Genomic DNA, 22,881 nt, shown 5'->3' with positions numbered 1-22,881 from the left:
TAAGAAAATCGAAAATTAAGAGGAGTTGGAAAAATGATTCAATCAATAGTTCATATAGCTCTAGTTGTGAAAGATTATGATGAGGCAATAGAGTTTTATACTAAAAAGCTTAAGTTTACATTAATTGAAGATATTTATCAGCCAGAACAAGATAAACGATGGGTAGTAATAGCTCCACCTGGATCAGTCGGTACCACAATATTGCTTGCTAGAGCTTCTAAAGCTGAGCAAAATCCATTTATAGGCAATCAGTCAGGCGGTAGAGTTTTTCTGTTTTTAAATACTGATGATTTTTGGAGAGACTATAATGAAATGATCTCAGTGGGAATAGAATTTGTGAGAGAACCCAAAGAGCAATCCTATGGAATGGTTGCAGTATTTAAAGATTTATATGGGAACCTATGGGATTTGCTAGAATTGAAAGAAAATCATCCGATTTTGAACCGAATTAAGTAATTTTTAGTATGGAGAAATTTAAGATATTCTATTGCGTCCTAAAAGAGGGTAAATCGTCTTCTGAAATCGTTAATTGCAGTGACTCAGGAGATGATTTAATGTTTCCATATCCACTGTAAATAAGAAATTTATTAAATATGAGAGTATTTTATTTTACTATGGTATATAATCAATATAAAGAGTTATAAAGTGGGGTGAAGTTAATGAGTTTAGCAGAAAAACTAATAAAGGATTTTGAAACACTTCCAGAAGATAAAAAAATAGAAGTAATAGATTTTGTTGATTTTTTAAAAAAAAGGAATCGAAAAAATATTGAGAGTATGATGGATTTAATTATTGTGGAGAATAAGGAAGCGCTCGAGGAGCTAAGCAAATAATGAAAAATATAGATATGGATAATATATTGTTATTTCATAAAAAGATAGTTCATGAGACTGGTGGAAGTAAGGAAATAAGAGATTTAGGTTTAATTGATAGTGCATTAAATAGAGCTTCTGCAACTTTTGATGGAATTGATTTATATTGGGAAATAGAGGGAAAGATTTCAGCTATTACTTATGGACTTATTAAAAACCATGGCTTTGTTGATGGGAACAAAAGAATAGGGGTTTCAGTAATGGTTTTATTATTGAAATTAAATAAAATTAATATAAAATATTCTCAAAAACAATTAATTGAGCTTGGTTTAAAAGTAGCAGATGGAACTTTTAGTGAAAAGGATATTAAAATATGGATAAACAATAAAAAATTATAAGGTTAATAAGTAACAATATATAGAGGCTGAATAGTAACATTAAGTCCCATTATTAAGTAAATAATGGGACGATTTTTTTTGAGAAAACCCTATATTATGGTACAATTGGAATAGTAAATGTATAGAAAGGCTACAGGAGGGAATTAACTTGACTATAGGAAAAATGTTTTTAAATACTTTAAAGGAATACCTAAATAAAAGAGTTTTAGGATTAATAAGAAATGATTATAGCAAAGATATGGACAAGTCAAGAAGTTTTGAGAAGATTAGAAAATTCTTTGATATGAGTAAAAAAAATGATTACACCTTAGACAACCAAACATGGTCGGATTTGGATATGAATAAAATATATGAAAAATTGGATAGGGCATATAGCAGTTCGGGAGAGGCAGCACTATATTCAATGCTAAGAAACCCACTAAGGTCGGAAGATAAGTTAAAAGAAAGAGGGAGATTAATTCAATTATTTAAAGAAAATAGTGAATTAAGGGAGAGTCTTCAGTGCATTTTCTTTAACTTAAATAACGATTTTAAAAATGGTTTTTTAGATATGATAGAAAATGATCTTACAATAAGTAAGGCTAAATATTATATCTATACTTTTCTAGGTAAAATAGTTCCATTAACATTAATATTGCTCGCAATATTTGTAAATGTGAAATTTATGATAGTACTGTTTGTACTAAGCTATATTAATATTAATATTAACACTAGAGAAGTAAAGGCTATTAAGACTAATGGAATATTCTATTTAAGAAAAAATATTGTAGCAGCTAAAAAAATTGTAAGTATAAATAATGGTGATATTGATTATTATAGGGATAAAATATCAGGAATACTTAAATCTATAAAGGGGATAGACAGGGGAACAAGATTAATAGGATTTATAAATATGTGGGCAGGATTATTTGAACCTCTTTCGGTGCTCTTTCTCTTAGAAGAAAGTGCTTATTATTCTATATCTGACAAAATAAAAGAAGAAAAAGAAGTTTTAATGGACCTTTACTATATAGTCGGAGAATTAGAAGCACTAATTTCTATTTCTGGCTATAAACATGATTTAATGGAGCAGTATGTAAAACCTGTTTTTATAAAAGAAATTACGTTAAATATAGTGGAAGGAATACATCCCCTTATAGAGAATGCTGTTGGCAATTCAATTAGTATAAAAAAAGGAGGTATTGTGCTTACAGGTACAAATATGGCTGGTAAGTCTACCTTTTTAAGAATGCTTGGAGTAAATATGATTTTGGCTCAAAGCTTTTATTTTGTTTTAGCTAAAGAGTACCAGGCTCCTTTTTTCAATATAGTTTCATCAATTAGCCCCAGTGACGATTTAACAAAGGGGAAAAGTTTCTTTATGGCAGAGGTAGAATCAATTCATAGAATAATTAAAGCACTAGAAAAGGATCTGCCGGTATTTTGCCCTATAGATGAGATATTTAGGGGCACAAATCCCATAGAGAGGATTTCTATGTCAGCGGAAATATTAACATATATAAACCGTGGAAAAAGTATTTCAATTGTAGCTACACATGATAGAGAACTCTCGGATATTTTAAAAGAAAATTATGAGTTTTACTATTTTAGTGAAACTGTTGATACGGGTAAGGGCTTAAGCTTTGATTATAAGATTAAAAAAGGAATTTCTCAAACAAGAAATGCCATTAAACTTTTAGAATACATGTCTTATCCAAAAGAAATAACAGATAGGGCATACAAAAGAGCTGAGATAATTGAAAAGCTATTATAGTTTAGTAAACACGGGCGGATAATAGTCGCCTACTTCTTTACTAAAGTAATATGACAGTATATAATTATATCATTGGATCAAAATAATTAATAATAGTGTTGTACTGCTTAGCGGTGCAAGGAGGAGTAATTTATGAATTTAAATATAGTTTTATTTCAACCGGAAATACCACAGAATACTGGAAATATTGGAAGAACTTGCGTGCTTACTGACTGCAAACTTCATCTTATAAAACCATTAGGATTTAGTTTAGAGGAAAAACAACTGAAGAGAGCCGGGTTAGATTACTGGCCGTTTCTAGATCTTGAGATACATGATTCATATGAGGCACTTAGGGAAAAATATAAAGATGCAACCTTCTACTATTCTACAACAAAGGCTTCAAAATTATATTCAGAAGTAGAATATAAAAAAGGTGATTTTATAATCTTTGGGCGTGAGTCATCAGGACTTCCAGATAGTGTTCGGGATAGTGACCCTGAAAGGTGTATACGAGTACCTATGATAAATACCACTACTAGGTCTCTCAATCTTTCTAATACTGTTGCTATTACAACATATGAAGCTCTTAGGCAAGTCGGATTTCCCGAGATGAAATAAGGAATCTTAAAATAACTGGTATATATACTAGTTATTTTTTTATATGTTAGAGTATTTAGTAATTAATAATTCTTATATCATCCCATAGGGAAGCAGAGAGGGATAAAGTTAAAAGTATAACAATGAAGAGTTATGAGACTAAAAAATGTATATATATATTTAATTAAATGAAATTATACTATTATTTAATCGGTTTCACAAAGATATTTAATCTGATTTGCAAATGATAAAAAAATAACAAACTATTTGATATATAAATCACAACTATAGATAATTAAAATAGTTAATATTCGAAACATTATGGTTAATGTGAAAAAAGTAGTGTATACTGTAAATATGTGATAGATTTACAGAAATAATTTAATATTGAAATGGATGATGTTTTAGGGAGATGATCTTAAATTATCACGGGATAGATTTTTTAATGTAAAAAATTAACCCTTTTAAGATAGCCGAAGGAGTAAGTATTGCAGCCTATGCAACATGAATCTCTCAGGCAAAAGGTACCGAAAATGGACATGCCTCTGGAAAGCGAATAGCACCGACGGAGTAAACCTCTCAGGTTAAAAGACAGAGTATAAGGGCACAAGGGGCTTTTATATCTGTCTTTTTTGTTGTGCTAAAATATGTGTTATGTAGGTTGGATAACAATTAACAGTTGTTTTCTCCTAGAGAACTATAAGGAGGGGATTAATTGATAGAACCATTAATTATTGTAACAAATAATCCAATGTCAAAAGAAAAATTTGAGATTAAATATAAGGTAGTATTTATTGAAGGAACCATGATGGATATTTTGAAAAAAGTTAGGGATAATATACATGTAGGCCATAAATTATTAACACATCCTTTAATGAGCAGTATAAAGCCGAATGAAACGCCTTATAGAACTATTTGTATATCAAAAGAAAAATTAAGTGGAGTTGACTTGCAATCGTTATCTATAATAGAAGAGAGCATCATGACCACAGAGAAATTCTTAAAAGATTTTAAAACACCTCAGTGGAATGAAAAGATATTGTTGGATTTTCAACTTATAGATTTTGATTTAATAGATCATGCAATAAATTAGACATATGAAAAATAAGGAGGATATAGCTATGGAACATATTTATGATACTATAATTATTGGTGGAGGTCCTGCGGGATTATCTGCTGGACTTTATGCATCAAGATCAAGAATGGATACTTTAATAATAGAAAGAGCAAAATTTGGTGGACAAGCAACTACAACAGATGAATTAGATAATTACCCAGGTTCCATTGAAGAATGTACAGGGACAACATTAAGTAAAAGAATGAAACAGCAAGCAGAAGAATTTGGAACACAATTTGTTAAAGAAGAAGTCGTTGAAGTTGAGCTTGAAGGAGATATTAAAGTAATAAAGTGTAAGAAAGAAACTTATAAAGCTAAAACAATTATAATTGCTACAGGAGCATACCCAAGACTTGGTGGATTTAAAAATGAAATTGAACTAAGAGGTAAAGGTGTTTCTTATTGTGCAACTTGCGATGCTGACTTTTTTACGGATTTAGATATTGCAGTGCTAGGAGGCGGAGATTCAGCTTTGTCTGAAGCTATATATTTAGCTAAATTTGGTGAAAGTGTTACAGTAATACACAGAAGAGATGAACTTCGTGGTGCTAAGTCACTTCAAGAAAAAGCTTTTAAAAACCCAAAAATTAAGTTTATTTGGGATACAGTAGTACAGGAAGCTAAGGGCGAAGAAATTTTAGAAGGTTTAGTTTTAAAAAATGTTAAAACTGGAGAACTCAGTGATTTAAAAGTAGATGGATGTTTTGTATTTGTAGGATATCTTCCAATTTCAGAATTGTTTAAAGGTATGATTAATATGACAGAGCGAGGCGACGTTATTACTGATGAAGAGATGAGAACTAATATACCAGGAGTATATGCAGCAGGAGACATAAGAGAAAAATTATTAAGACAAGTAATTACAGCAGCGGCAGATGGTGCAATAGCAGCGACTCATGCTGAACATTACATTGAAGAAAAATTTAATTAGCTTATATAAAGGGTATTATCCTTTTAAATAAAAGGCATAATTCTTTTAAATATATATATGAAACAATTACAATTAAAATTTTAGGAGGTCATTAGTAATGGTAGAATTAAATAAAGAAAATTTTGAAGCAGAAGTATTACAATCTGAAAAACCAGTATTTGTAGATTTTTGGGGAGATAAATGTGAAATCTGCATAGAACTTATGCCAGGAGTTCATGCTCTAGAAGAAAAATTTTCAGATAAAATTAAATTCGCTTCTTTAAACATTGGTGGAGCAAGAAGAACAGCTATAGCTCAAAGAGTTTTAGGACTTCCAACAATGATTTTATATAAGGGTGGAGAAAAAGTAGCTACAATAACACCAGATAAAATTTCTTCATTAGATGATGTAGAAAACTTTATAAAAGATTATTATAATACATTATAATTTGGTACTAAAGCTTATAGTAAAAAAGCTATAAGCTATTAGATATATATACTTAATATCATAGGAGGTGATTGTTTTGCGTCTAGAAATAGGAAACATATTTATTAAAGATATTCAGTTTGGACCAGAAACAAAGGTTGAGGGTGGAGTTCTTTATGTTAATCAAGATGAATTATTAAAAGCGGTTTCAGGAGACGAAAGACTGGAAACGATTAAATTCGACATAGCAAGACCCGGTGAAGAGGTTAGAATAATTCCAGTAAAAGACGTAATAGAACCAAGAGTTAAAGTTAGTGGTGGTGGTGGAATATTCCCAGGTTTTATAAACAAAGTTGACACAGTAGGTTCAGGAAGAACTCACGTTCTTAAAGGAGCAGCTGTTATAACAACTGGTAAAATCGTTGGATTCCAAGAAGGAATAGTTGATATGTGCGGAGAAGGAGCTAAATATACACCTTTCTCAAAAACAAACAACTTAGTAATTACTTGTGAGCCAAAAGAGGGAATACTACAACATGAGCATGAAGAAGCTGTAAGAATGGTAGGTTTTAAAGCTGCTGTTTATCTTGGAGAAGCTGGTAAGAAAATTGAACCAGATGAAATAAAAACATTTGAAACATTGCCATTACTCCAGCAAATTAAACTATACCCTGAATTGCCAAAAGTAGTGTATGTGTACATGCTTCAAACACAAGGTTTATTACATGATACTTATGTTTATGGAGTAGATGCTAAAAAGATAATACCTACTTTTATCTATCCAACAGAAATATTTGATGGAGCAATAGTAAGTGGTAACTGTGTTTCGGCTTGTGACAAAAACCCAAGTTACGTGCATATGAATCATCCAATAATAGAAGATTTATATGAGAGACATGGCAAGGATATTAACTTTATGGGATGTATAATAACAAATGAAAATGTATACTTAGCAGATAAAGAAAGATCATCAAATATGGTTGCAAAATTAGTTGAATTCATAGGAGCAGATGCTGCTATAATTTCAGAAGAAGGTTTTGGTAATCCAGATGCTGACCTTGTTATGAATTGTAATAAGATAACTGCAAAAGGAGTTAAAACTGTACTTTTAACTGATGAATATGCTGGCCAAGATGGAAGTTCTCAATCCCTAGCTGACTCAACACCACATGGTGATGCAGTTGTAACTGGTGGAAATGCTAATGAAGTAATTACACTTCCTCCAATGAAAAAAATTATTGGACATATGGAAGCTGCTGATATAATAGCTGGTGGCCACATGGGAAGTTTAGGAGCAGATGGTTCTATCTTTGCTGAAATTCAAGTTATAACTGGTGCAACTAGTGAAGTTGGATTTAATAATTTAACAGCTAGAGGATACTAAAATTATTTAATTATATAGGTATAGAGTTAAATTATAGTTACTAGAAAATAAATATAAACAAGAAAGGAAGATGAAAATGTTAAAAGGAAAAAAAGTTATCGCTATTGGTGATAGAGATGGAATACCAGGACCAGCAATAGAAGCTTGCGTTAAATCTGCTGGAGCTGAAGTAGTATTTGCATCAACAGAATGCTTTGTCTGAACAGCCGCAGGAGCTATGGATCTGGAGATCCAACAAAGAGTAAAAGACCTTACTGAAAAGTTTGGCGCTGAAAATATGGTAGTAATTATTGGAGGAGCTGAAGCTGAAGCATCAGGACTTTCGGCAGAAACAGTAGCAGCAGGAGATCCAACATACGCTGGACCATTGGCTGGAATTGCACTAGGACTTGCAGTATATCACATAGTTGAACCAGAAATTAAAGATCAATGTGATGAGGCAGTTTATGAAGAGCAATGTGGAATGATGGAAATGGTTTTAGAAGTAGATGAAATAATTGGAGAAGTAAAACCAATTAGAGAAGAATTTTCAAAATATACTGTTTAAAATTATAAACTTAAATTAGATGAAATAATCTAGTATAAATACACTAGTATAAATACCATAAGATTGCCAATTGTAAGTTAACTTATATCAATATAGTTAAAATAAAATTGTCAATTCCCGTTAGAAAGGGGGAGAAATACTTGTTAAAAATCGTACATTATATAAATCAATTTTACGCTGGAATAGGCGGAGAAGAAAAAGCAAATATTAAACCAGAGGTTAGAGAAGGCTTTGTAGGACCAGGTATGGGACTAAATGGCTTGTTAACTAAAGGTGGAGCAGAAATAGTTGCTACTATAATCTGTGGTGACTCATATTTTGCTGAAAACATAGAAGAAGCTCAAGCTGAAATAATCGAGATGGTGAAAAAATACAATCCTGATTTGTTTATAGCAGGTCCTGCTTTTAATGCAGGAAGATATGGTATTGCTTGTGGAGCTGTTGCAACAGCTGTGAAAGAGCAATTAAATATACCAGTAATGACCGGAATGTATGTAGAAAATCCAGGTGCTGATATGTATAAAAAACAAGTCTATATAGTTTCAACTAGAAACAGTGCAGTTGGTATGAGAGATGCATTACCTAAGATGGCAGCACTTGCATTAAAACTCGCTAAAGGTGAAGAAGTGGGAACTCCGGCTGAAGATAATTATATCGAAAGAGGCATAAGAAAGAATTATTTCGCCAGTGAGAGAGGTTCTAAAAGAGCGGTTGATATGCTTGTTAAGAAGTTAAAGGGAGAAGAATTTGTAACAGAATTCAAAATGCCTACTTTTGATAGAGTTGAACCAAATGCTCCTATACTTGATATAACTAAAGCTAAAATAGCAATAGTTACCTCTGGTGGTATTGTTCCAAAAGGAAACCCTGATCATATAGAATCTTCAAGTGCTTCTAAAATATGCAAATATGACATAGAAGGAATAATGGACTTGACGTCTGAAACTCATGAAACAGCACATGGTGGACACGATCCAGTATATGCTAATGAAGATCCAGATAGAGTTATTCCAGTAGATGTATTAAGACAATTAGAAAAAGAAGGCAAAATAGGATCATTACACAGATATTTCTATTCAACAGTAGGTAATGGTACAGCAGTTGCATCATCTAAGAAATTTGGTGAAGATACTGCTAAAGAATTAATTGCGGACGGTGTAGATGCAGTTATATTAACTTCAACATGAGGAACTTGTACACGTTGCGGTGCAACGTTAGTTAAAGAAATAGAAAGAGCTGGACTTCCAGTAGTTCATATGTGTACTATTACTCCAGTTTCAGTAACTGTTGGTGCTAATAGAATTATACCTACAATTGCTATTCCTCACCCACTTGGAAACCCAGCACTCACCAAGGAAGATGAGTTTAAATTAAGAAGACACTTAGTAGAAAAAGCATTAGTGGCGCTACAGACTCCTGTAGATGGTCAAAAGGTGTTTGAAGATTAAGTTTACTTTGTAATAAATAAATTAGGGGACTTTTAAGTTCCCTAATTGTTTATGTGATTTATAATGTACAAGATATATTTATACACAGCACAATGCACATTGTACTTGCACAATGCACATTGTACTTGCACAATGCACAATGTACAATTTAGTTTAATTTTATAAAAGTAACCAATTAAGTTTTGGTTAAAAAAGTTTATATTGTGGATTGTGCATTAAAATTTTAAAAAATAAAATTAATGTACATATATTAAATTAAGGTTTGTACTTGAAAAAGCAAATAAGGAGGATGAGTGATTATGAATTTCCCAGTTATAAAAAAAGCATCTTATATTTTAGTCAATACTCCAGATATGGTAATTCACAATGGAACTACACAAACATTAGAGAGAGAAACAAATCCAGATTCCGAATATTTAAGAGATATGAAAAGTCATTTAAGAGGATTTGAAGAGGTTGTGGCATATGCCCCAAACCAAACATATATAGGAAACATAACTCCAGAGCAGTTAGCCGAAATGCCAAGACCTTGGTACGGCAAAAACCTCGAGAATGCAAATAGATTTGGTAAATTTGGTGAAATTATGCCACAGGATGAATTCTATGGTTTAATGAAAATTTCAGATGTATTTGATCTTGTATTATTAGAAAATTCTTTTGCAGAAAGTGTAAAAGAAAAACTATTAAAGCACCCACTATTAGCTAGTAAAGTAGAAAAAATAGTTGGCGAGGAAATAGAAAAAATCAGAAGTCTTGTTTGCGATAGTGGTGCAGAGGGTCTATATAATGGAACAGAATTAGTAGGTTGCGTAAGACGAGCTCATGAATTTGATCCAAACCTTGCAGCTCATTATATGCTAGAAAATATAGCTGTTAAAGCATCAGGGATTTTGGCTGGACTTCACTTAGTTAGTAACTTAGATATACCAATAGAAGAAATTGGGTATATATTAGAATGTTCTGAAGAGGCTGTAGGTGATATGAACCAAAGAGGTGGCGGAAATTTAGCTAAATCTATAGGCGAAGTAGTAGGGCTTGTTGGCGCAACAGGTTCAGATATAAGAGGATTTTGTGCTGCTCCAACTCATGCTCTAGTAAATGCTGCTTCTTTAGTTAAATCAGGTATATTTAAAAACGTACTTGTTGTTGCTGGAGGAGCTACTGCAAAACTCGGTATGAATGGTAAAGATCATGTTAAAAAGGGTTTATCTATACTTGAAGATTGTTTAGGTGGCTTTGCTATTCTTGTATCAGAAAATGATGGAGTTAGCCCGATACTTCGAACTGATATAATAGGAAAACATACTATAGGACATGGAGCAGCACCTCAAGCTGTACTTGAAGCATTAGTACTTGATCCATTAACTGCCGCTGGAATGAAAATCACAGATGTGGATAAATATGCACCAGAAATGCAAACTCCAGATATAACTGAGCCTGCAGGAGCTGGAGATGTACCTACACAAAATTATAAAATGATTGGAGCTCTTGCAGTTAAAAAGGGGCAATTGGATAGAAAAGAATTACCGAGCTTTATAAAACAACATGGATACCCAGGATATGCGCCAACACAAGGGCATATACCATCAGGAGCACCTATTGTTGGACATGGAATAGAACATATAAAATCAGGAGTTTTGAAAAACTTTATGGTAATTGGTAAGGGAAGTTTATTCCTCGGAAGAATGACTAACTTATTTGATGGAATTTCAATTTTAGTTGAGAAAAATCCAGGAAAAGTAGAGCAGGAATCAGGAATTAGCAAAGAAGAAGTTAAAGCTATGGTTGGAGATGCTATGAAAGATTTTGCTGAATATTTAATAAATAAAAATGAATAAATAATGAATAATGATTTAATTTGTCGCTTAGAAAAGGGGTGTAGATATGAGTGAAAACGTAGTTAAACAAATGATTGCTGAAGTATTTAATGATATAGCCAGTGGCATAAAAAGCGGAAAATTTAAAAATAGTGTTAGAATAGGATTAACTACATTCGGTAGCGAACATGGCGTAGGCGAAATGGTAAAAGCTGCAGAACTAGCTAAAAATAAATATGATGATTTTGAAATTGTTTTAATAGGACCAAAGGTAGATGCAGATTTTGAAATTATAGAAGTTGCAACTGCTGAGGAAGGTCATAAAAAAATGACAGAATTATTACAAAATGGAAATTTGAGTGGATGTGTAACTCAACATTTTGATTTTCCTATAGGAGTGTCTACAGTTGGAAAGATAGTAACACCAGGTAAAGGTAGTGATATGATACTCGCGACTACTACTGGAACTGCATCTACTAACAGAGTAGAAGGTATGGTACTTAATGCGATTTCTGGTATTGCTACAGCTAAAGCTACAGGTATCAAAAATCCAACTGTTGGAATTTTAAATTTAGATGGGGCAAGACAAGTTGAAAGAATATTAAAAGAAATACAAAATAATGGATATGATTTTAAATTTGCAGATTCTTTAAGAGCTGGTGGTGGGGCTGTTATGAGGGGGAATGACCTTCTTGCAGGAACACCAGATGTTATGGTTTGTGATTCATTAACAGGTAACCTTTTAGTTAAAACTTTTGCTTCTTTCACGACTGGTGGCAATTACGAGACAGTAGGTGCTGGATATGGACCTGGTATTGGAGAAAATTATGATAAGCTTGTAAATATAGTTTCAAGAGCATCAGGAGCGCCATTAATAGCTGAAGCTTTAAAATACTGTGCTATTTGTGCCCAAAATACTGTTTTGGATAAGGCAAGAGATGAATTTGCGAGTGCTAATAAATCAGGTTTAAAAGAAGCCATAAACAAGGTTATTAAAAAGGTAGAAAAGCTAGATACGGAAGAAGAAGTAAAAATGCCAAAGAAAAGAGTTGTTACATTTCCTATCCTTGGAATAGATATACTTGAACTCGAAGATGCATGTAAATCACTATGGAAAGAGGGAATCTATTCAGAAAGTGGCATGGGATGTACAGGACCAGTAGTTTTAGTTCCGGAAGATGAATCGGATAAAGCTATTCAAATTCTTAAAAAAGCTGAATTTATGAATTAGGGTATACTTAAATTAAAACAAAACTCTCACTAAACTATTTGGTGAGAGTTTTTCTATTATCTTACAAAAAAACATGAAAAAAATATAAATACATTTATCACCTAACAATTAGTTGCTATTAATAAAAAATTCATATATAATTTAATTTATGTCACATTATTATATCTTATATAGAATAAAATAATAAATAAAAACGTTATTTGATAATTGAATGAATACGTATAAAAAATTTAAAAAAATTTTTTAATAAAAAGGATTTTTTTGATTTTTATAGAATACTAACATGAAGAGCGAAAATAATTAATTACTTATGGGGAGGAAATTATTATGAACAAGAAAAAGGTAGTTGCGGTACTTGCAGCAGTGGCTGTAGTTGCAACATTATTTGTAGGTTGTGGAACTAAGAAGGTAGAAACACCAAAGACTGAAGCACCAAAAACTGAAACAGCAAAATCAACTATGATGATAGGACTTTCTACTGATGAAGGCGGATTAAATGACAAATCATTTAACCAATCAGCAAATGAAGGGGTTAATAAGGCTAAGGCTGAAGACGGTTTCAATTACAAAGCTATCGAATCTAAAAAGAAAGAAGACTATACAGCTAATTTAGAATCATTGATTGAAGAGGGATCAGCTTTAACTTTTGCTATTGGATATCAAATGTCTGATGCAATGAAAGAAGTTGCTAAAAACCATTCTGATAAAAACTTTGCAATTGTAGACTCAGTTGTTAAACTACCAAACGTAGCATCAATTGTTTTTAAAGAGCAAGAAGGATCTTTCTTAATGGGAGTAATTGCTGGAAAAACCACTAAAACTAATAAAATTGGATTTATTGGCGGAAAAGATGGTGAAATGATAAATAGATTTGAAGCTGGTTTTGCAGCTGGCGTTAAGGCAGTTAATCCAGAAGCTGCTAAAGGTTTAACAAGCGCAGATGGTAAGAGTGCAGGAACAACTGTAAAATATGCAGATAGTTTCGATGATACAAATAAAGGATATGAATTAGCTAAATCTTTATATCAAGGTGGTTGCGACGTAGTTTATCACGCAGCAGGTGGAGTTGGAATTGGTTTATTTAAAGCTGCTAAAGAATTAAAAGATGGCGGAAAAGTAGTTTGGGCAATCGGTGTTGATAAAGATCAAGCGTTAACACTTCCAGTATATGCTGACGTTATACTTTCAAGTATGATGAAAAGAGTTGATACAGCAACTTACAATGAATCTAAAGCTCAAGTTAAAAACGCATTTAAAGGTGGCGCAGTTATTAATCTTGGATTAAAAGAACAAGGCGTAGGAATAGCTCCAACATCTGTTAAAAATGTACAAAAGGATGTTTTAACTTTAGTTAAAACATATGAAGATAAGGTTATAGCTGGAGAAATAGTTGTTCCATCAGATAGAAAAGGAGTAATGAGTTTTAAATAAAAAATTTGTTATTTACTGGCTTGTGATTTTTAGTATGCAATAAGAGCTAGATGTAATACATCTAGCTCTTTCTACAAATAGTGGTATTTGTACCTCTACAGGTGGTGATTTAATTTTTATTAAGGAGGAAATCAAATGGAAAAAGTAATCGAAATGAAAGGCATAACCAAGGTTTTTCCAGGTACTATTGCCAATGACAATATAGATTTCGAATTATTAAGAGGGGAAACACATGTTCTTCTTGGTGAAAATGGTGCAGGAAAAACAACTCTCATGAATATTCTCTATGGTCTATACAAACAAGAAAAAGGCGAGATTTATGTAAGCGGTAACCTAGTGAATATAAATACTCCAAATGATGCTATAAAGCTTGGCATAGGAATGGTTCATCAGCATTTTATGCTTATACATAACTTTACTGTAACGCAAAATATAGTTTTAGGCATTGAACCTAAAAAAGGCTTTAAAATTGATATGGACAAAGCAATACATGATGTTAAAGAGATTTCTGAAAAATATGGTTTTGCTATTAATCCAAATTCAGTTATAGAAGATATTTCTGTAGGACAGCAACAAAGAGTAGAGATACTAAAGGCGTTATATAGAGGTGCTGAAACACTAATATTAGACGAGCCTACTGCAGTTTTGACGCCTCAAGAAATTGTGGAACTAGGGATTATAATTAGAAATCTTGAAAAAGAAGGAAAATCAGTAATACTGATAACTCATAAATTAAAAGAAGTTATGAGTATGAGTGATAGAGTTACTATAATAAGGCGAGGTAAGGTTACTGGAACAGTAAAGACTAAAGAAACAAGTATAGACGAATTAGCCGAACTTATGGTAGGAAGAAAAGTCAATTTAACTGTGGACAAACAGCCTGCTGTGATTAGAGGAGAAATATTAAAAATTGAAAATCTTTGTGCGAATGATCAAAGAGGATTACCTGCTGTAGATAATTTGAATTTAACAGTACAAGGGGGAGAAATTCTTGGTATAGCTGGTGTTGATGGCAATGGTCAATCTGAATTTTTAGAGGTTTTAACTGGACTTAGAAAGCCGAAGAGCGGAAGTATTACTTTAAATGGTAAGGATATATATGGTAAGTCGCCAAGAGCTATTATGTCATCAGGTGTTGGCCATATACCAGAAGATAGACATAAAAGAGGACTTATATTAGATTACTCTCTAGTTGAAAACTCTGTGCTTGGAATTCATAAAAATGCACCTTTTAGTAAAGGTATAGTTATGAATTATAGTGAAATTAGAAAACACTGTGATGGGCTTATTCGAGAATTTGATGTTAGAACTCCAAATGCAGATGTAAACGCGCAGGCACTATCAGGTGGTAATCAACAAAAGCTTATAGCAGCTAGAGAAATCTCAAAGGATCCAGAATTGTTAATAGCGGCACAACCTACAAGAGGTCTTGATGTTGGTGCAATTGAATATATTCACAAAAGACTAGTGGGTGAACGTGATAAGGGTAAGGCGGTTTTATTAGTGTCCTTAGAGCTCGATGAAATACTAGCATTATCAGATAGAATAGCGGTAATGTATGATGGTAAAATAGTAGATATACTAGATAGATGTGATGCCACAGAGAAAAAACTTGGTATACTTATGGCTGGTGGTACTCTTGGTGAAACACTGAAAGGAGTTAAAGATAATGAATAAAGCTAAAAGTAAAGACAGTAAACTTGTTAATACGGCAAAGAGTGCCCTTAAAGCGCTAGCCTTTCCTTTCTTTTCTATAATTGTTTCGATTTTTGTTGCTGTGTTCTTTGTAATGTGGGCAAAAGGATATTCTATATTACAGTACTTTTCGGCTTTAGGCGATTTGTTTGGACTTATATATAAAGGTGGATTTGGTAATCCAAGAGTAACCTTTGTTACTGTTTCAGAAGTTACTCCATTAATATTTACAGGGGTTGCAAATGCAGTAGCATTTAAATGTGGACTATTTAACATAGGTGTTGCTGGTCAATTTATACTAGGAATGCTAGCAGCAGCTTTTGTAGGAACTATTCCAGGCCTAAACCCTGTAATTCATATATTACTAATTATTCTTGCAGGCTCTGTAGCCGGAGGATTATGGGGAGCTATACCTGGATATTTAAAGGCTAAAGTAGGTACTCATGAAGTTATTAATACAATTATGATGAATTATATATCTATGGCACTCGCTAATTTCTTTATATTAAGAACTAGCTTTGGAGTGGCAGGTAAATCAAGTACGGCAACTATACAAGAGAGTGCTCAGTTACCTAGGTTCGTGTCCGGTAGTGGAGCTAATATTAGTATATTCCTTGCTATAGCAGTGGCTATTTTTATATTTTGGTTATTATGGAAAACCACTGTTGGATATGAAATAAGAGCTGTTGGCATAAATCCACATGCTGCAGAATATGGTGGAATTAATGTAGCAAAAAATACAATACTAGCTATGGTGATTTCTGGTGCAATTGCAGGAATTGGTGGGGCAACACAGATTGCAGGTGTTCTTCATAATGTAAAAGACTTTATGGCGCTTCCCTCTTATGGTTTTGATGGTATTGCAGTTGCGCTACTTGCCAAGAGTAATCCTGTTGGATGTATAGCCTCGGCACTATTATTCGGAACTTTAAATAGTAGTGCTAGAACTCTTCAATTAAATGGAATACCAAAAGACATAGTTTATTTAATCCAAGCTATAATTATTACATTTGTAGCTACAGATTATATTGTTAAGTACTTCTCTGAAAAGAGAAAGAAGGGGGCGATTACAAATGAGTAGTATTATTTTAATAAATTTGTTAGCCCAAACTCTAAGAATAGCAACGCCTCTAATTTTTGCAGCTCTGGGTGGTATATTTTCTGAAAAATCAGGGGTGGTTAATATAGGCCTTGAAGGCATGATGGTAATAGGTGCTTTCTTTGCGGTATTTGGAAGTTCTCTATTTGGTCCTGTAGTAGGAATACTTTTCGGAGTTATAGCTGGTGGGGTTTTGGGGTTAATACATGCAGTGCTCAGTATACATTTGCGTGCAGATCAAGTAATTTCCGGTACAGCTATAAATCTTTTTGCCACGGCCCTTGCTAGTTTCTTAATATTTAAGCTATTTGGTGGCAAGGGTGGCCAAACAGATATAGTAAAAGGACTTTCATATAACATACCAGAGGGCATTAAAAATATACCAATAATAGGTAAATTAATAGCTGAGTTAAACTGGTTTGTTATAGTAGCAGTTATTTTAGTATTTGTGTCACACTATGTATTATATAAAACCCCATTGGGCCTAAGAATTAGAGCTGTAGGAGAGCATCCAAAGGCCGCTGATACATTAGGAATAAATGTTTATAAAATAAGATATTTATGTGTTATAATATCCGGAATGCTTGCAGGATTGGGTGGAGCAGCATTATCACTTTCTTCTGCTCCGCTTTACAGAGAAGGAATGGTTGCAGGAAAAGGATTTATTGCCTTAGCGGCCGTTATATTTGGTAATTGGAAGCCTTTTGGAGCGCTTGGTGCTAGTTTACTATTTGCTTTTGGTAATTCATTTAGTATTTTTGCACAGGGGCTTAGCTGGAATTTACCTTCAGAAGTATATGATGTTATTCCATATGTACTTACTATGCTTGCACTTGCAGGATTTGTTGGGAAAACAACAGGGCCTTTGGCTAGTGGAAAACCCTATGATAAAGGATCAAGATAAAATTTTAAAAATAAAAAGTCTTAGCTTTTGCTAAGGTTTTTTTATTTTAATAGAATGTGCATTAAGACATAATCTATATTTATAGTCTATGCTATGTTATAATATTTATAAGGTGATTTATATGAGGTGATGATAAAATGAACATTAATTTTGCTTTGAATTTGATCCAAGAACAAAAATTAATAATGACACAAGAAATGCAGATGTCTGTTAAACTTCTTCAAATGTCCGCATACGAGCTGGGTCAATATGTAAATAAAGAAATGCAAGAAAATCCGGTGCTTGAAGAAAGAGATTTACAAAATCCTAAAAATAATAACACTGAAACAAATGAATATAAAGAAATAATTAAATATCTTGAAAAAGACGATTATAAAATAAAAAATTATAGTGCAAAGTCTGAAAGTGAAGAAGTTTCTCCTTTTTATTATATTGCACAAGAAAAATCTCTTAAAGATTATCTTGTGGAGCAAATAGGAGAATTAACTGAAAAACCTGAAACACTGGATATATGTAAATACATGGTGGAAAATTTAGACGCAAAAGGATATTTATCTGTAAAATTATCTGACATATGCAAGGAGCTTACAATATCAAATGAACAGGCTGAAAATGCACTTAAAATTATTCAATCTTTGGAGCCGGAGGGAATAGGAGCTAGGGACTTAAGAGAATGCTTGAAAATTCAATTATATAACCTGGGCAATAATGATGAAAATATTTATAAAATAATTGAGGAGCATTTAGAATTATTGGCAGAAAATAAATATAATATCATAGCTAAAGAACTAAAAATAACGATTCCTCATGTTCAAAAATATGTAGACATAATAAAAACTTTAGAGCCAAAGCCCTCAAGAGGATTTTATACTGGAGAGACGGTTAAATATATTGTACCTGATGCTTATATCAATAAGATTAATGAGCAATATTTTATTTCTATGAACGAAGATATGCTACCTAAATTGAATATAAATTCAATGTACAAGGAAATTATTAAAAATGGAAAAGACGTAGAAGCAGTAGAATATGTAAAAGAAAAACTTAATAGTGCAATGTTTCTTATTAAAAGTATTGAACAAAGGAAAAATACTGTATATAGAGTTTTAGAAGAGATTTTAGTAGTTCAAAAGGAGTATTTCGATAACGGAGACGAATACTTAAAACCAATGACACTTAAAAAAATTGCTGACAATTTAGAAATGCATGAATCCACTATAAGTCGTGCAATTAGAGAAAAATATGTTAGTGTGAATAGTGGTAAAGTCATTAAAATAAAAGATTTATTTACTAATGGAATTGCGTCAGTCATAGGTGGAGAAGATATATCTACAATTAATATTAAGAGTGCTATTAAGGAAATGGTTGACACGGAAGATCAAAAAAAACCCTTATCAGATCAAATTATTTGTAATCGATTAAATATAGAAGGGATGAATATTTCAAGAAGAACTGTAGCAAAATATAGAGAAGAACTCCAAATTAAGAGTTCCAGTAAACGAAAAAGATTTTAAGTGAAATATTACTTTTAAAAGTCTTGTTAACACAATGTTAACAAGTTTTTTTCAAATACTAATTTAAAAAAGTTGGTATTTCATTTATAATGTAAGTGGGAACAAAAAATATAAGCTGGGACTTAAAAAGTCCATAGAGGTGTTTAAGTGCAGAACATATTAAAATTACAACAAAAGGTAGTTCCAGAACTCATAGAGCTTCTCCAAAAGAGGTATGATATATTAAGAGTGATATATTATAATGGACCTATAGGACGAAGAATTTTGGCAAATGACATGAATATAAGTGAAAGAATAGTAAGAAATGAAATAAACTTTTTAAAATCTCAGAATTTAATTGAGGTTAATACATCAGGCATGTTTATAACAGCTGATGGGGAAGAAATTATAAATAAGTTAAAAGGATTTATTCATGAAATTAAAGGATTGTCTCAAATCGAAAAGTTTATTGAGAAGCATTTGAATATTCACCAAGTTATAGTTGTTCCTGGAGATGTAGACAATGATAAAAGTGTGCTTAAAGAACTTGGAAAGGCAGCTGCCACTTATGCTATGGATATTATTAAAGATAATAGTATAATTGCATTAACAGGTGGATTAACAGTTAAACAAGTTGTAGATGGCTTTACTAAAAATAATAAATATAGTAATATTTTAGTGCTTCCGGCTAGAGGTGGTATGGCAAGAAATGTAGAAATTCAAGCCAATACATTAGTGGCAAGGCTTGCAGATAAAATTGGTGGCAATTATGAATTACTTCATGCCCCGGATAATTTGAGCAATGTAGCACTAGAAACTATATTAAATGAAAAAGAAATAAAAAGCATAATTGATAAGATCCGAAGTGCTGAGGTTCTTATTTATGGTATAGGTATTGCTACAGACATGGCTAGGAAAAGAGGTCTATCGGAAGAAGATATAAGAGACCTAGAAGAATTAGGTGCTGTAGGAGAGACTTTTGGCCATTATTACAATGAATTAGGTAAAATAGTTCATTCTACACCTACTATTGGGGTGAAAAATGAAGATGTTAAAAACATAAAAACTCTAATTGCAGTAGCAGCTGGAAGAAATAAAGCTAGGGCCATCATAGCCACTGAAATCAATCGTTCAAGTACCGTTTTAATAATTGATGAAGCAGCTGCAAAAGAAATTATAAATATTATAGAGAAAACAGAGTAAACTATATAATGATTTTGTAGAAGGAAAAATTATATATTTACATATAATTATTTTTAAAAATTTAGGAGGTTTTGTCAAAATGATAAAAGTAGGAATAAATGGATTTGGTAGAATAGGAAGAAATGTATTTAAAGCACTAGTGGCAAACTATGCTACAGAATTACAGGTAGTAGGAATTAATGACTTAACAGATGCTGCAACACTTGCTCACCTTTTAAAATATGATTCACTTTATGGAAAATTTAACGGAACTGTAGAAGCTAAACAAAATTCAATAGTTGTTAATGGAAAAGAAATTAAGATATTCGCAGAAAGAGATCCAAAAAATATAGATTGGAATTCACTTGGAGCAGAAATAGTAATAGAATCTACAGGATTCTTTACAGATGCTACTAAAGCAAATGCTCATTTAGGTGGAAGTGTTAAAAAAGTTCTTATATCTGCACCAGCAAAAAATGAAGATATAACAATAGTACTAGGAGTTAACGAAGAAAAGTACGATGCAGCTAAACATAACATAATTTCAAATGCATCATGCACAACAAATTGCTTAGCACCATTTGCTAAAGTTTTAGATCAAGAATTTGGAATAGTTAAGGGTCTTATGACTACAATTCATTCATATACTGGAGATCAAAGATTATTAGATGCTCCACATAGCGATATGAGACGTGCAAGAGCTGCTTGTGAATCAATGATTCCAACTACAACTGGAGCTGCAAAAGCGGTAGCACTTGTGCTACCACAATTAAAAGGAAAATTAAATGGATTCTCATTAAGAGTTCCAACTCCAACAGTATCATGCACAGATTTAGTTTGTGAACTTTCAAAAAATGTTACTGTAGAGCAAGTAAATGCAGCGTTTAAGACTGCTGCTGAAACTACAATGAAAGGAATTCTTGGATTCTGCGAAGAACCATTGGTTTCAATTGACTTTAGAGGAGACGAAAGATCTTCTATAGTTGATGCACCATCAACTATGGTTATTGGAGATAACATGGTTAAAGTTGTAGCTTGGTACGATAATGAATGGGGTTATTCAAATAGACTCGCAGATTTAACTAAATATGTTGCAGACAGACTATAAAATTAATTTTACTATAAAACTGTAAGCAAACTATAAATTAACTGTAAGCAAACAGTAAGTAAAATATTAAGGGTTGGTTTTATAGTTAATCTATAGAACCAAGCCTTTTTAATAATTACATCATTTAAAATTTATCACAAACAATAATTGATACAAGTACAATTATTATAAGTTAAAAAGATTTTGCATAATAAACAATATGAGAGGAGAATGTGTATGAAATTTAATAAAAAAACCATAGAAGATATCCAGGTTAAAGGTAAAAAGGTGTTAGTAAGATGTGATTTCAACGTACCATTAAGTGAGGGAGCAATCACTGATGTAAATAGATTAGTAGGTGCTATGCCTACAATAAATTATTTAATTAAAAATGGAGCAAAGGTTATTTTATGTTCACACCTTGGAAAACCAAATGGAGAGCCAAGACCTGAACTTTCACTAGCACCAGTTGCTAAGAAATTAAGTGAAATGTTAGGATCCGAAGTAGTTTTTGCGGCAGATTCAAATGTAGTTAGTGATAATGTGAAATCTGAAGTAGCAAAAATGAAAGACGGAGATGTTTTGTTATTAGAAAACACAAGATATAGAAAAGAAGAAACTAAAAATAGTGAGAATTTTTCAAAGGAACTGGCATCTCTTGCAGATATATTTGTAAATGATGCCTTTGGAACGGCTCATAGAGCTCATTGTTCTACAGTTGGGGTAACACAGTTTATTGAGACTTCAGTATGTGGATACTTAATTCAAAAAGAATTGAAATTCTTAGGAGAAGCAGTAGATCAGCCAGTTAGACCTTTTGTAGCAATTTTAGGTGGAGCTAAGGTTTCAGATAAAATAGATGTTATTGCTAATTTGCTTGAAAAGGTAGATACTTTAATAATTGGTGGAGGAATGGCTTTCACTTTCTTAAAAGCTGGTGGTTATTCTATAGGAAGTTCATTAGTTGAAGAAGATAAAGTAGAATATGCTAAAGATATGATGCAAAGAGCGGAGGCAAAAGGAGTTAAATTCTTATTACCAGTGGATCATATTGTTGCGGATAGATTTTCAGCTGAGGCAAAGCCTGTAGTTACTGATAATCAAAATATTCCAGATGGATATATGGGACTTGATATTGGACCTAAGACTTGTGAGATTTACAAAGGTGCTATAAGTATAGCCAAAACTATTATTTGGAATGGACCAATGGGAGTATTTGAATTTGCAAATTTTGCAAAAGGAACTATAGCAGTAGCAGAAGGCATGTCAAAAGTTGACGGAACTACTGTAATAGGTGGTGGAGATAGTGCAGCGGCAGTTAACCAATTAGGATTTGGAGATAAAATGACTCACATATCTACAGGTGGTGGAGCATCTCTTGAGTTTTTAGAGGGTAAATTGTTACCAGGAATCGAAGCTCTTACAAACAAATAATTAAATAAAAATTTTTATTTTAAAGTCATAAATTAATATTAGCTGTTGCCTTCCTCAAAAGTCTTTTTAAAGACAAACGAGGGAGATAACAATTAATATTTCACATATATCACAAAGCAATAATTAGGAGGGT

At 32.3% G+C, this 22,881-nt stretch carries 21 protein-coding genes and 1 riboswitch; all 21 genes read left to right on the top strand.

Going from position 1 to position 22,881, the window contains the following annotated elements:
- Positions 1-33 precede the first annotated feature (33 nt).
- The 21 genes from Ctaglu_RS07655 (at position 34) to Ctaglu_RS07555 (ending at position 22,748) form a co-directional block, all read left to right on the top strand.
- The gene (locus Ctaglu_RS07655) at positions 34-456 is read left to right on the top strand and encodes a VOC family protein (RefSeq protein ID WP_124999674.1); all 423 of its coding nucleotides are present in this window, start codon (positions 34-36) and stop codon (positions 454-456) included.
- A 203-nt stretch (positions 457-659) separates the two neighbouring features.
- Positions 660-833 carry a DUF2281 domain-containing protein gene (locus tag Ctaglu_RS07650; RefSeq protein ID WP_124999672.1) on the top strand — a complete coding sequence of 58 codons (174 nt, stop codon included), beginning with the start codon at positions 660-662 and terminating at the stop codon, positions 831-833.
- Positions 833-1,210, top strand: a complete 378-nt coding sequence (locus Ctaglu_RS07645) for a type II toxin-antitoxin system death-on-curing family toxin (protein WP_185732617.1) — start codon at positions 833-835, stop codon at positions 1,208-1,210. Before Ctaglu_RS07650 ends, Ctaglu_RS07645 begins: the two co-directional genes overlap by 1 nt.
- A 163-nt stretch (positions 1,211-1,373) precedes the next feature.
- Entirely contained in the window at positions 1,374-2,963 is a 1,590-nt protein-coding gene (locus Ctaglu_RS07640; RefSeq protein WP_124999702.1) for a MutS-related protein, read from the top strand.
- A 132-nt stretch (positions 2,964-3,095) separates the two neighbouring features.
- Positions 3,096-3,563 (top strand): tRNA (cytidine(34)-2'-O)-methyltransferase, encoded by a 468-nt coding sequence (locus Ctaglu_RS07635; RefSeq protein WP_124999668.1) that lies wholly within the window; start codon positions 3,096-3,098, stop codon positions 3,561-3,563.
- A gap of 398 nt (positions 3,564-3,961) precedes the next feature.
- Positions 3,962-4,082: riboswitch (glycine riboswitch) on the top strand.
- A 175-nt stretch (positions 4,083-4,257) separates the two neighbouring features.
- Positions 4,258-4,635: a GrdX family protein gene (locus tag Ctaglu_RS07630; RefSeq protein ID WP_124999666.1), complete on the top strand. Its 378-nt coding sequence runs from the start codon at positions 4,258-4,260 to the stop codon at positions 4,633-4,635.
- 28 nt (positions 4,636-4,663) lie between these two features.
- Positions 4,664-5,590 carry a thioredoxin-disulfide reductase gene (trxB, locus tag Ctaglu_RS07625; RefSeq protein ID WP_124999663.1) on the top strand — a complete coding sequence of 309 codons (927 nt, stop codon included), beginning with the start codon at positions 4,664-4,666 and terminating at the stop codon, positions 5,588-5,590.
- 97 nt (positions 5,591-5,687) lie between these two features.
- Positions 5,688-6,017, top strand: coding sequence for a thioredoxin family protein (locus tag Ctaglu_RS07620; protein ID WP_124999661.1), 330 nt, complete (start codon positions 5,688-5,690; stop codon positions 6,015-6,017).
- 76 nt (positions 6,018-6,093) lie between these two features.
- Positions 6,094-7,380: a glycine/sarcosine/betaine reductase component B subunit gene (locus Ctaglu_RS07615; protein ID WP_124999659.1), complete on the top strand. Its 1,287-nt coding sequence runs from the start codon at positions 6,094-6,096 to the stop codon at positions 7,378-7,380.
- Between the two features lie 70 nt (positions 7,381-7,450).
- Positions 7,451-7,927 (top strand): glycine/sarcosine/betaine reductase complex selenoprotein A, encoded by a 477-nt coding sequence (gene grdA, locus Ctaglu_RS07610; RefSeq protein WP_124999657.1) that lies wholly within the window; start codon positions 7,451-7,453, stop codon positions 7,925-7,927.
- Positions 7,928-8,067: 140 nt separating this feature from the next.
- Positions 8,068-9,375, top strand: a complete 1,308-nt coding sequence (grdB, locus tag Ctaglu_RS07605) for a glycine reductase complex selenoprotein B (RefSeq protein ID WP_124999655.1) — start codon at positions 8,068-8,070, stop codon at positions 9,373-9,375.
- A gap of 299 nt (positions 9,376-9,674) precedes the next feature.
- Positions 9,675-11,213: a glycine/sarcosine/betaine reductase complex component C subunit beta gene (gene grdC, locus Ctaglu_RS07600; protein WP_124999653.1), complete on the top strand. Its 1,539-nt coding sequence runs from the start codon at positions 9,675-9,677 to the stop codon at positions 11,211-11,213.
- A 46-nt stretch (positions 11,214-11,259) separates the two neighbouring features.
- Entirely contained in the window at positions 11,260-12,423 is a 1,164-nt protein-coding gene (gene grdD / locus Ctaglu_RS07595; RefSeq protein ID WP_124999651.1) for a glycine/sarcosine/betaine reductase complex component C subunit alpha, read from the top strand.
- A gap of 327 nt (positions 12,424-12,750) precedes the next feature.
- Positions 12,751-13,854 (top strand): BMP family lipoprotein, encoded by a 1,104-nt coding sequence (locus Ctaglu_RS07590; RefSeq protein WP_124999649.1) that lies wholly within the window; start codon positions 12,751-12,753, stop codon positions 13,852-13,854.
- A gap of 135 nt (positions 13,855-13,989) precedes the next feature.
- Positions 13,990-15,531, top strand: coding sequence for an ABC transporter ATP-binding protein (locus tag Ctaglu_RS07585; RefSeq protein ID WP_124999647.1), 1,542 nt, complete (start codon positions 13,990-13,992; stop codon positions 15,529-15,531).
- Positions 15,524-16,630 carry an ABC transporter permease gene (locus Ctaglu_RS07580; RefSeq protein ID WP_124999645.1) on the top strand — a complete coding sequence of 369 codons (1,107 nt, stop codon included), beginning with the start codon at positions 15,524-15,526 and terminating at the stop codon, positions 16,628-16,630. Before Ctaglu_RS07585 ends, Ctaglu_RS07580 begins: the two co-directional genes overlap by 8 nt.
- Complete coding sequence (locus Ctaglu_RS07575) at positions 16,623-17,552, top strand: ABC transporter permease (RefSeq protein ID WP_124999643.1); 930 nt, start codon at positions 16,623-16,625, stop codon at positions 17,550-17,552. The genes Ctaglu_RS07580 and Ctaglu_RS07575 overlap by 8 nt, the downstream gene beginning before the upstream one ends.
- A 143-nt stretch (positions 17,553-17,695) precedes the next feature.
- Positions 17,696-19,066, top strand: a complete 1,371-nt coding sequence (gene rpoN / locus Ctaglu_RS07570) for an RNA polymerase factor sigma-54 (RefSeq protein WP_185732621.1) — start codon at positions 17,696-17,698, stop codon at positions 19,064-19,066.
- 147 nt (positions 19,067-19,213) lie between these two features.
- Entirely contained in the window at positions 19,214-20,248 is a 1,035-nt protein-coding gene (locus Ctaglu_RS07565; protein ID WP_124999639.1) for a sugar-binding transcriptional regulator, read from the top strand.
- A gap of 79 nt (positions 20,249-20,327) precedes the next feature.
- A complete protein-coding gene (gap, locus tag Ctaglu_RS07560) occupies positions 20,328-21,335 on the top strand; it encodes a type I glyceraldehyde-3-phosphate dehydrogenase (protein ID WP_124999637.1) in 1,008 nt (335 codons plus the stop codon).
- 216 nt (positions 21,336-21,551) lie between these two features.
- The gene (locus tag Ctaglu_RS07555; protein ID WP_124999635.1) at positions 21,552-22,748 is read left to right on the top strand and encodes a phosphoglycerate kinase; all 1,197 of its coding nucleotides are present in this window, start codon (positions 21,552-21,554) and stop codon (positions 22,746-22,748) included.
- The last annotated feature ends 133 nt before the right edge of the window (positions 22,749-22,881 follow it).

Origin of the sequence: Clostridium tagluense (assembly GCF_003865095.1) — a bacterium.
Taxonomy (GTDB): Bacteria; Bacillota; Clostridia; order Clostridiales; family Clostridiaceae; genus Clostridium_AD; species Clostridium_AD tagluense.
The sequence above is the reverse complement of the archived record's forward strand: the minus strand, read 5'-3'. Positions and strand labels throughout refer to the sequence as shown.

Coding starts and splice junctions, on each gene's coding strand:
- Ctaglu_RS07655 (WP_124999674.1), top strand. CDS start 34: ATGATTCAATCAATAGTTCATATAGCTCTAGTTGTGAAAGATTATGAT.
- Ctaglu_RS07650 (WP_124999672.1), top strand. CDS start 660: ATGAGTTTAGCAGAAAAACTAATAAAGGATTTTGAAACACTTCCAGAA.
- Ctaglu_RS07645 (WP_185732617.1), top strand. CDS start 833: ATGAAAAATATAGATATGGATAATATATTGTTATTTCATAAAAAGATA.
- Ctaglu_RS07640 (WP_124999702.1), top strand. CDS start 1,374: ATGTTTTTAAATACTTTAAAGGAATACCTAAATAAAAGAGTTTTAGGA.
- Ctaglu_RS07635 (WP_124999668.1), top strand. CDS start 3,096: ATGAATTTAAATATAGTTTTATTTCAACCGGAAATACCACAGAATACT.
- trxB (WP_124999663.1), top strand. CDS start 4,664: ATGGAACATATTTATGATACTATAATTATTGGTGGAGGTCCTGCGGGA.
- Ctaglu_RS07620 (WP_124999661.1), top strand. CDS start 5,688: ATGGTAGAATTAAATAAAGAAAATTTTGAAGCAGAAGTATTACAATCT.
- grdC (WP_124999653.1), top strand. CDS start 9,675: ATGAATTTCCCAGTTATAAAAAAAGCATCTTATATTTTAGTCAATACT.
- grdD (WP_124999651.1), top strand. CDS start 11,260: ATGAGTGAAAACGTAGTTAAACAAATGATTGCTGAAGTATTTAATGAT.
- Ctaglu_RS07590 (WP_124999649.1), top strand. CDS start 12,751: ATGAACAAGAAAAAGGTAGTTGCGGTACTTGCAGCAGTGGCTGTAGTT.
- Ctaglu_RS07585 (WP_124999647.1), top strand. CDS start 13,990: ATGGAAAAAGTAATCGAAATGAAAGGCATAACCAAGGTTTTTCCAGGT.
- Ctaglu_RS07580 (WP_124999645.1), top strand. CDS start 15,524: ATGAATAAAGCTAAAAGTAAAGACAGTAAACTTGTTAATACGGCAAAG.
- Ctaglu_RS07575 (WP_124999643.1), top strand. CDS start 16,623: ATGAGTAGTATTATTTTAATAAATTTGTTAGCCCAAACTCTAAGAATA.
- gap (WP_124999637.1), top strand. CDS start 20,328: ATGATAAAAGTAGGAATAAATGGATTTGGTAGAATAGGAAGAAATGTA.
- Ctaglu_RS07555 (WP_124999635.1), top strand. CDS start 21,552: ATGAAATTTAATAAAAAAACCATAGAAGATATCCAGGTTAAAGGTAAA.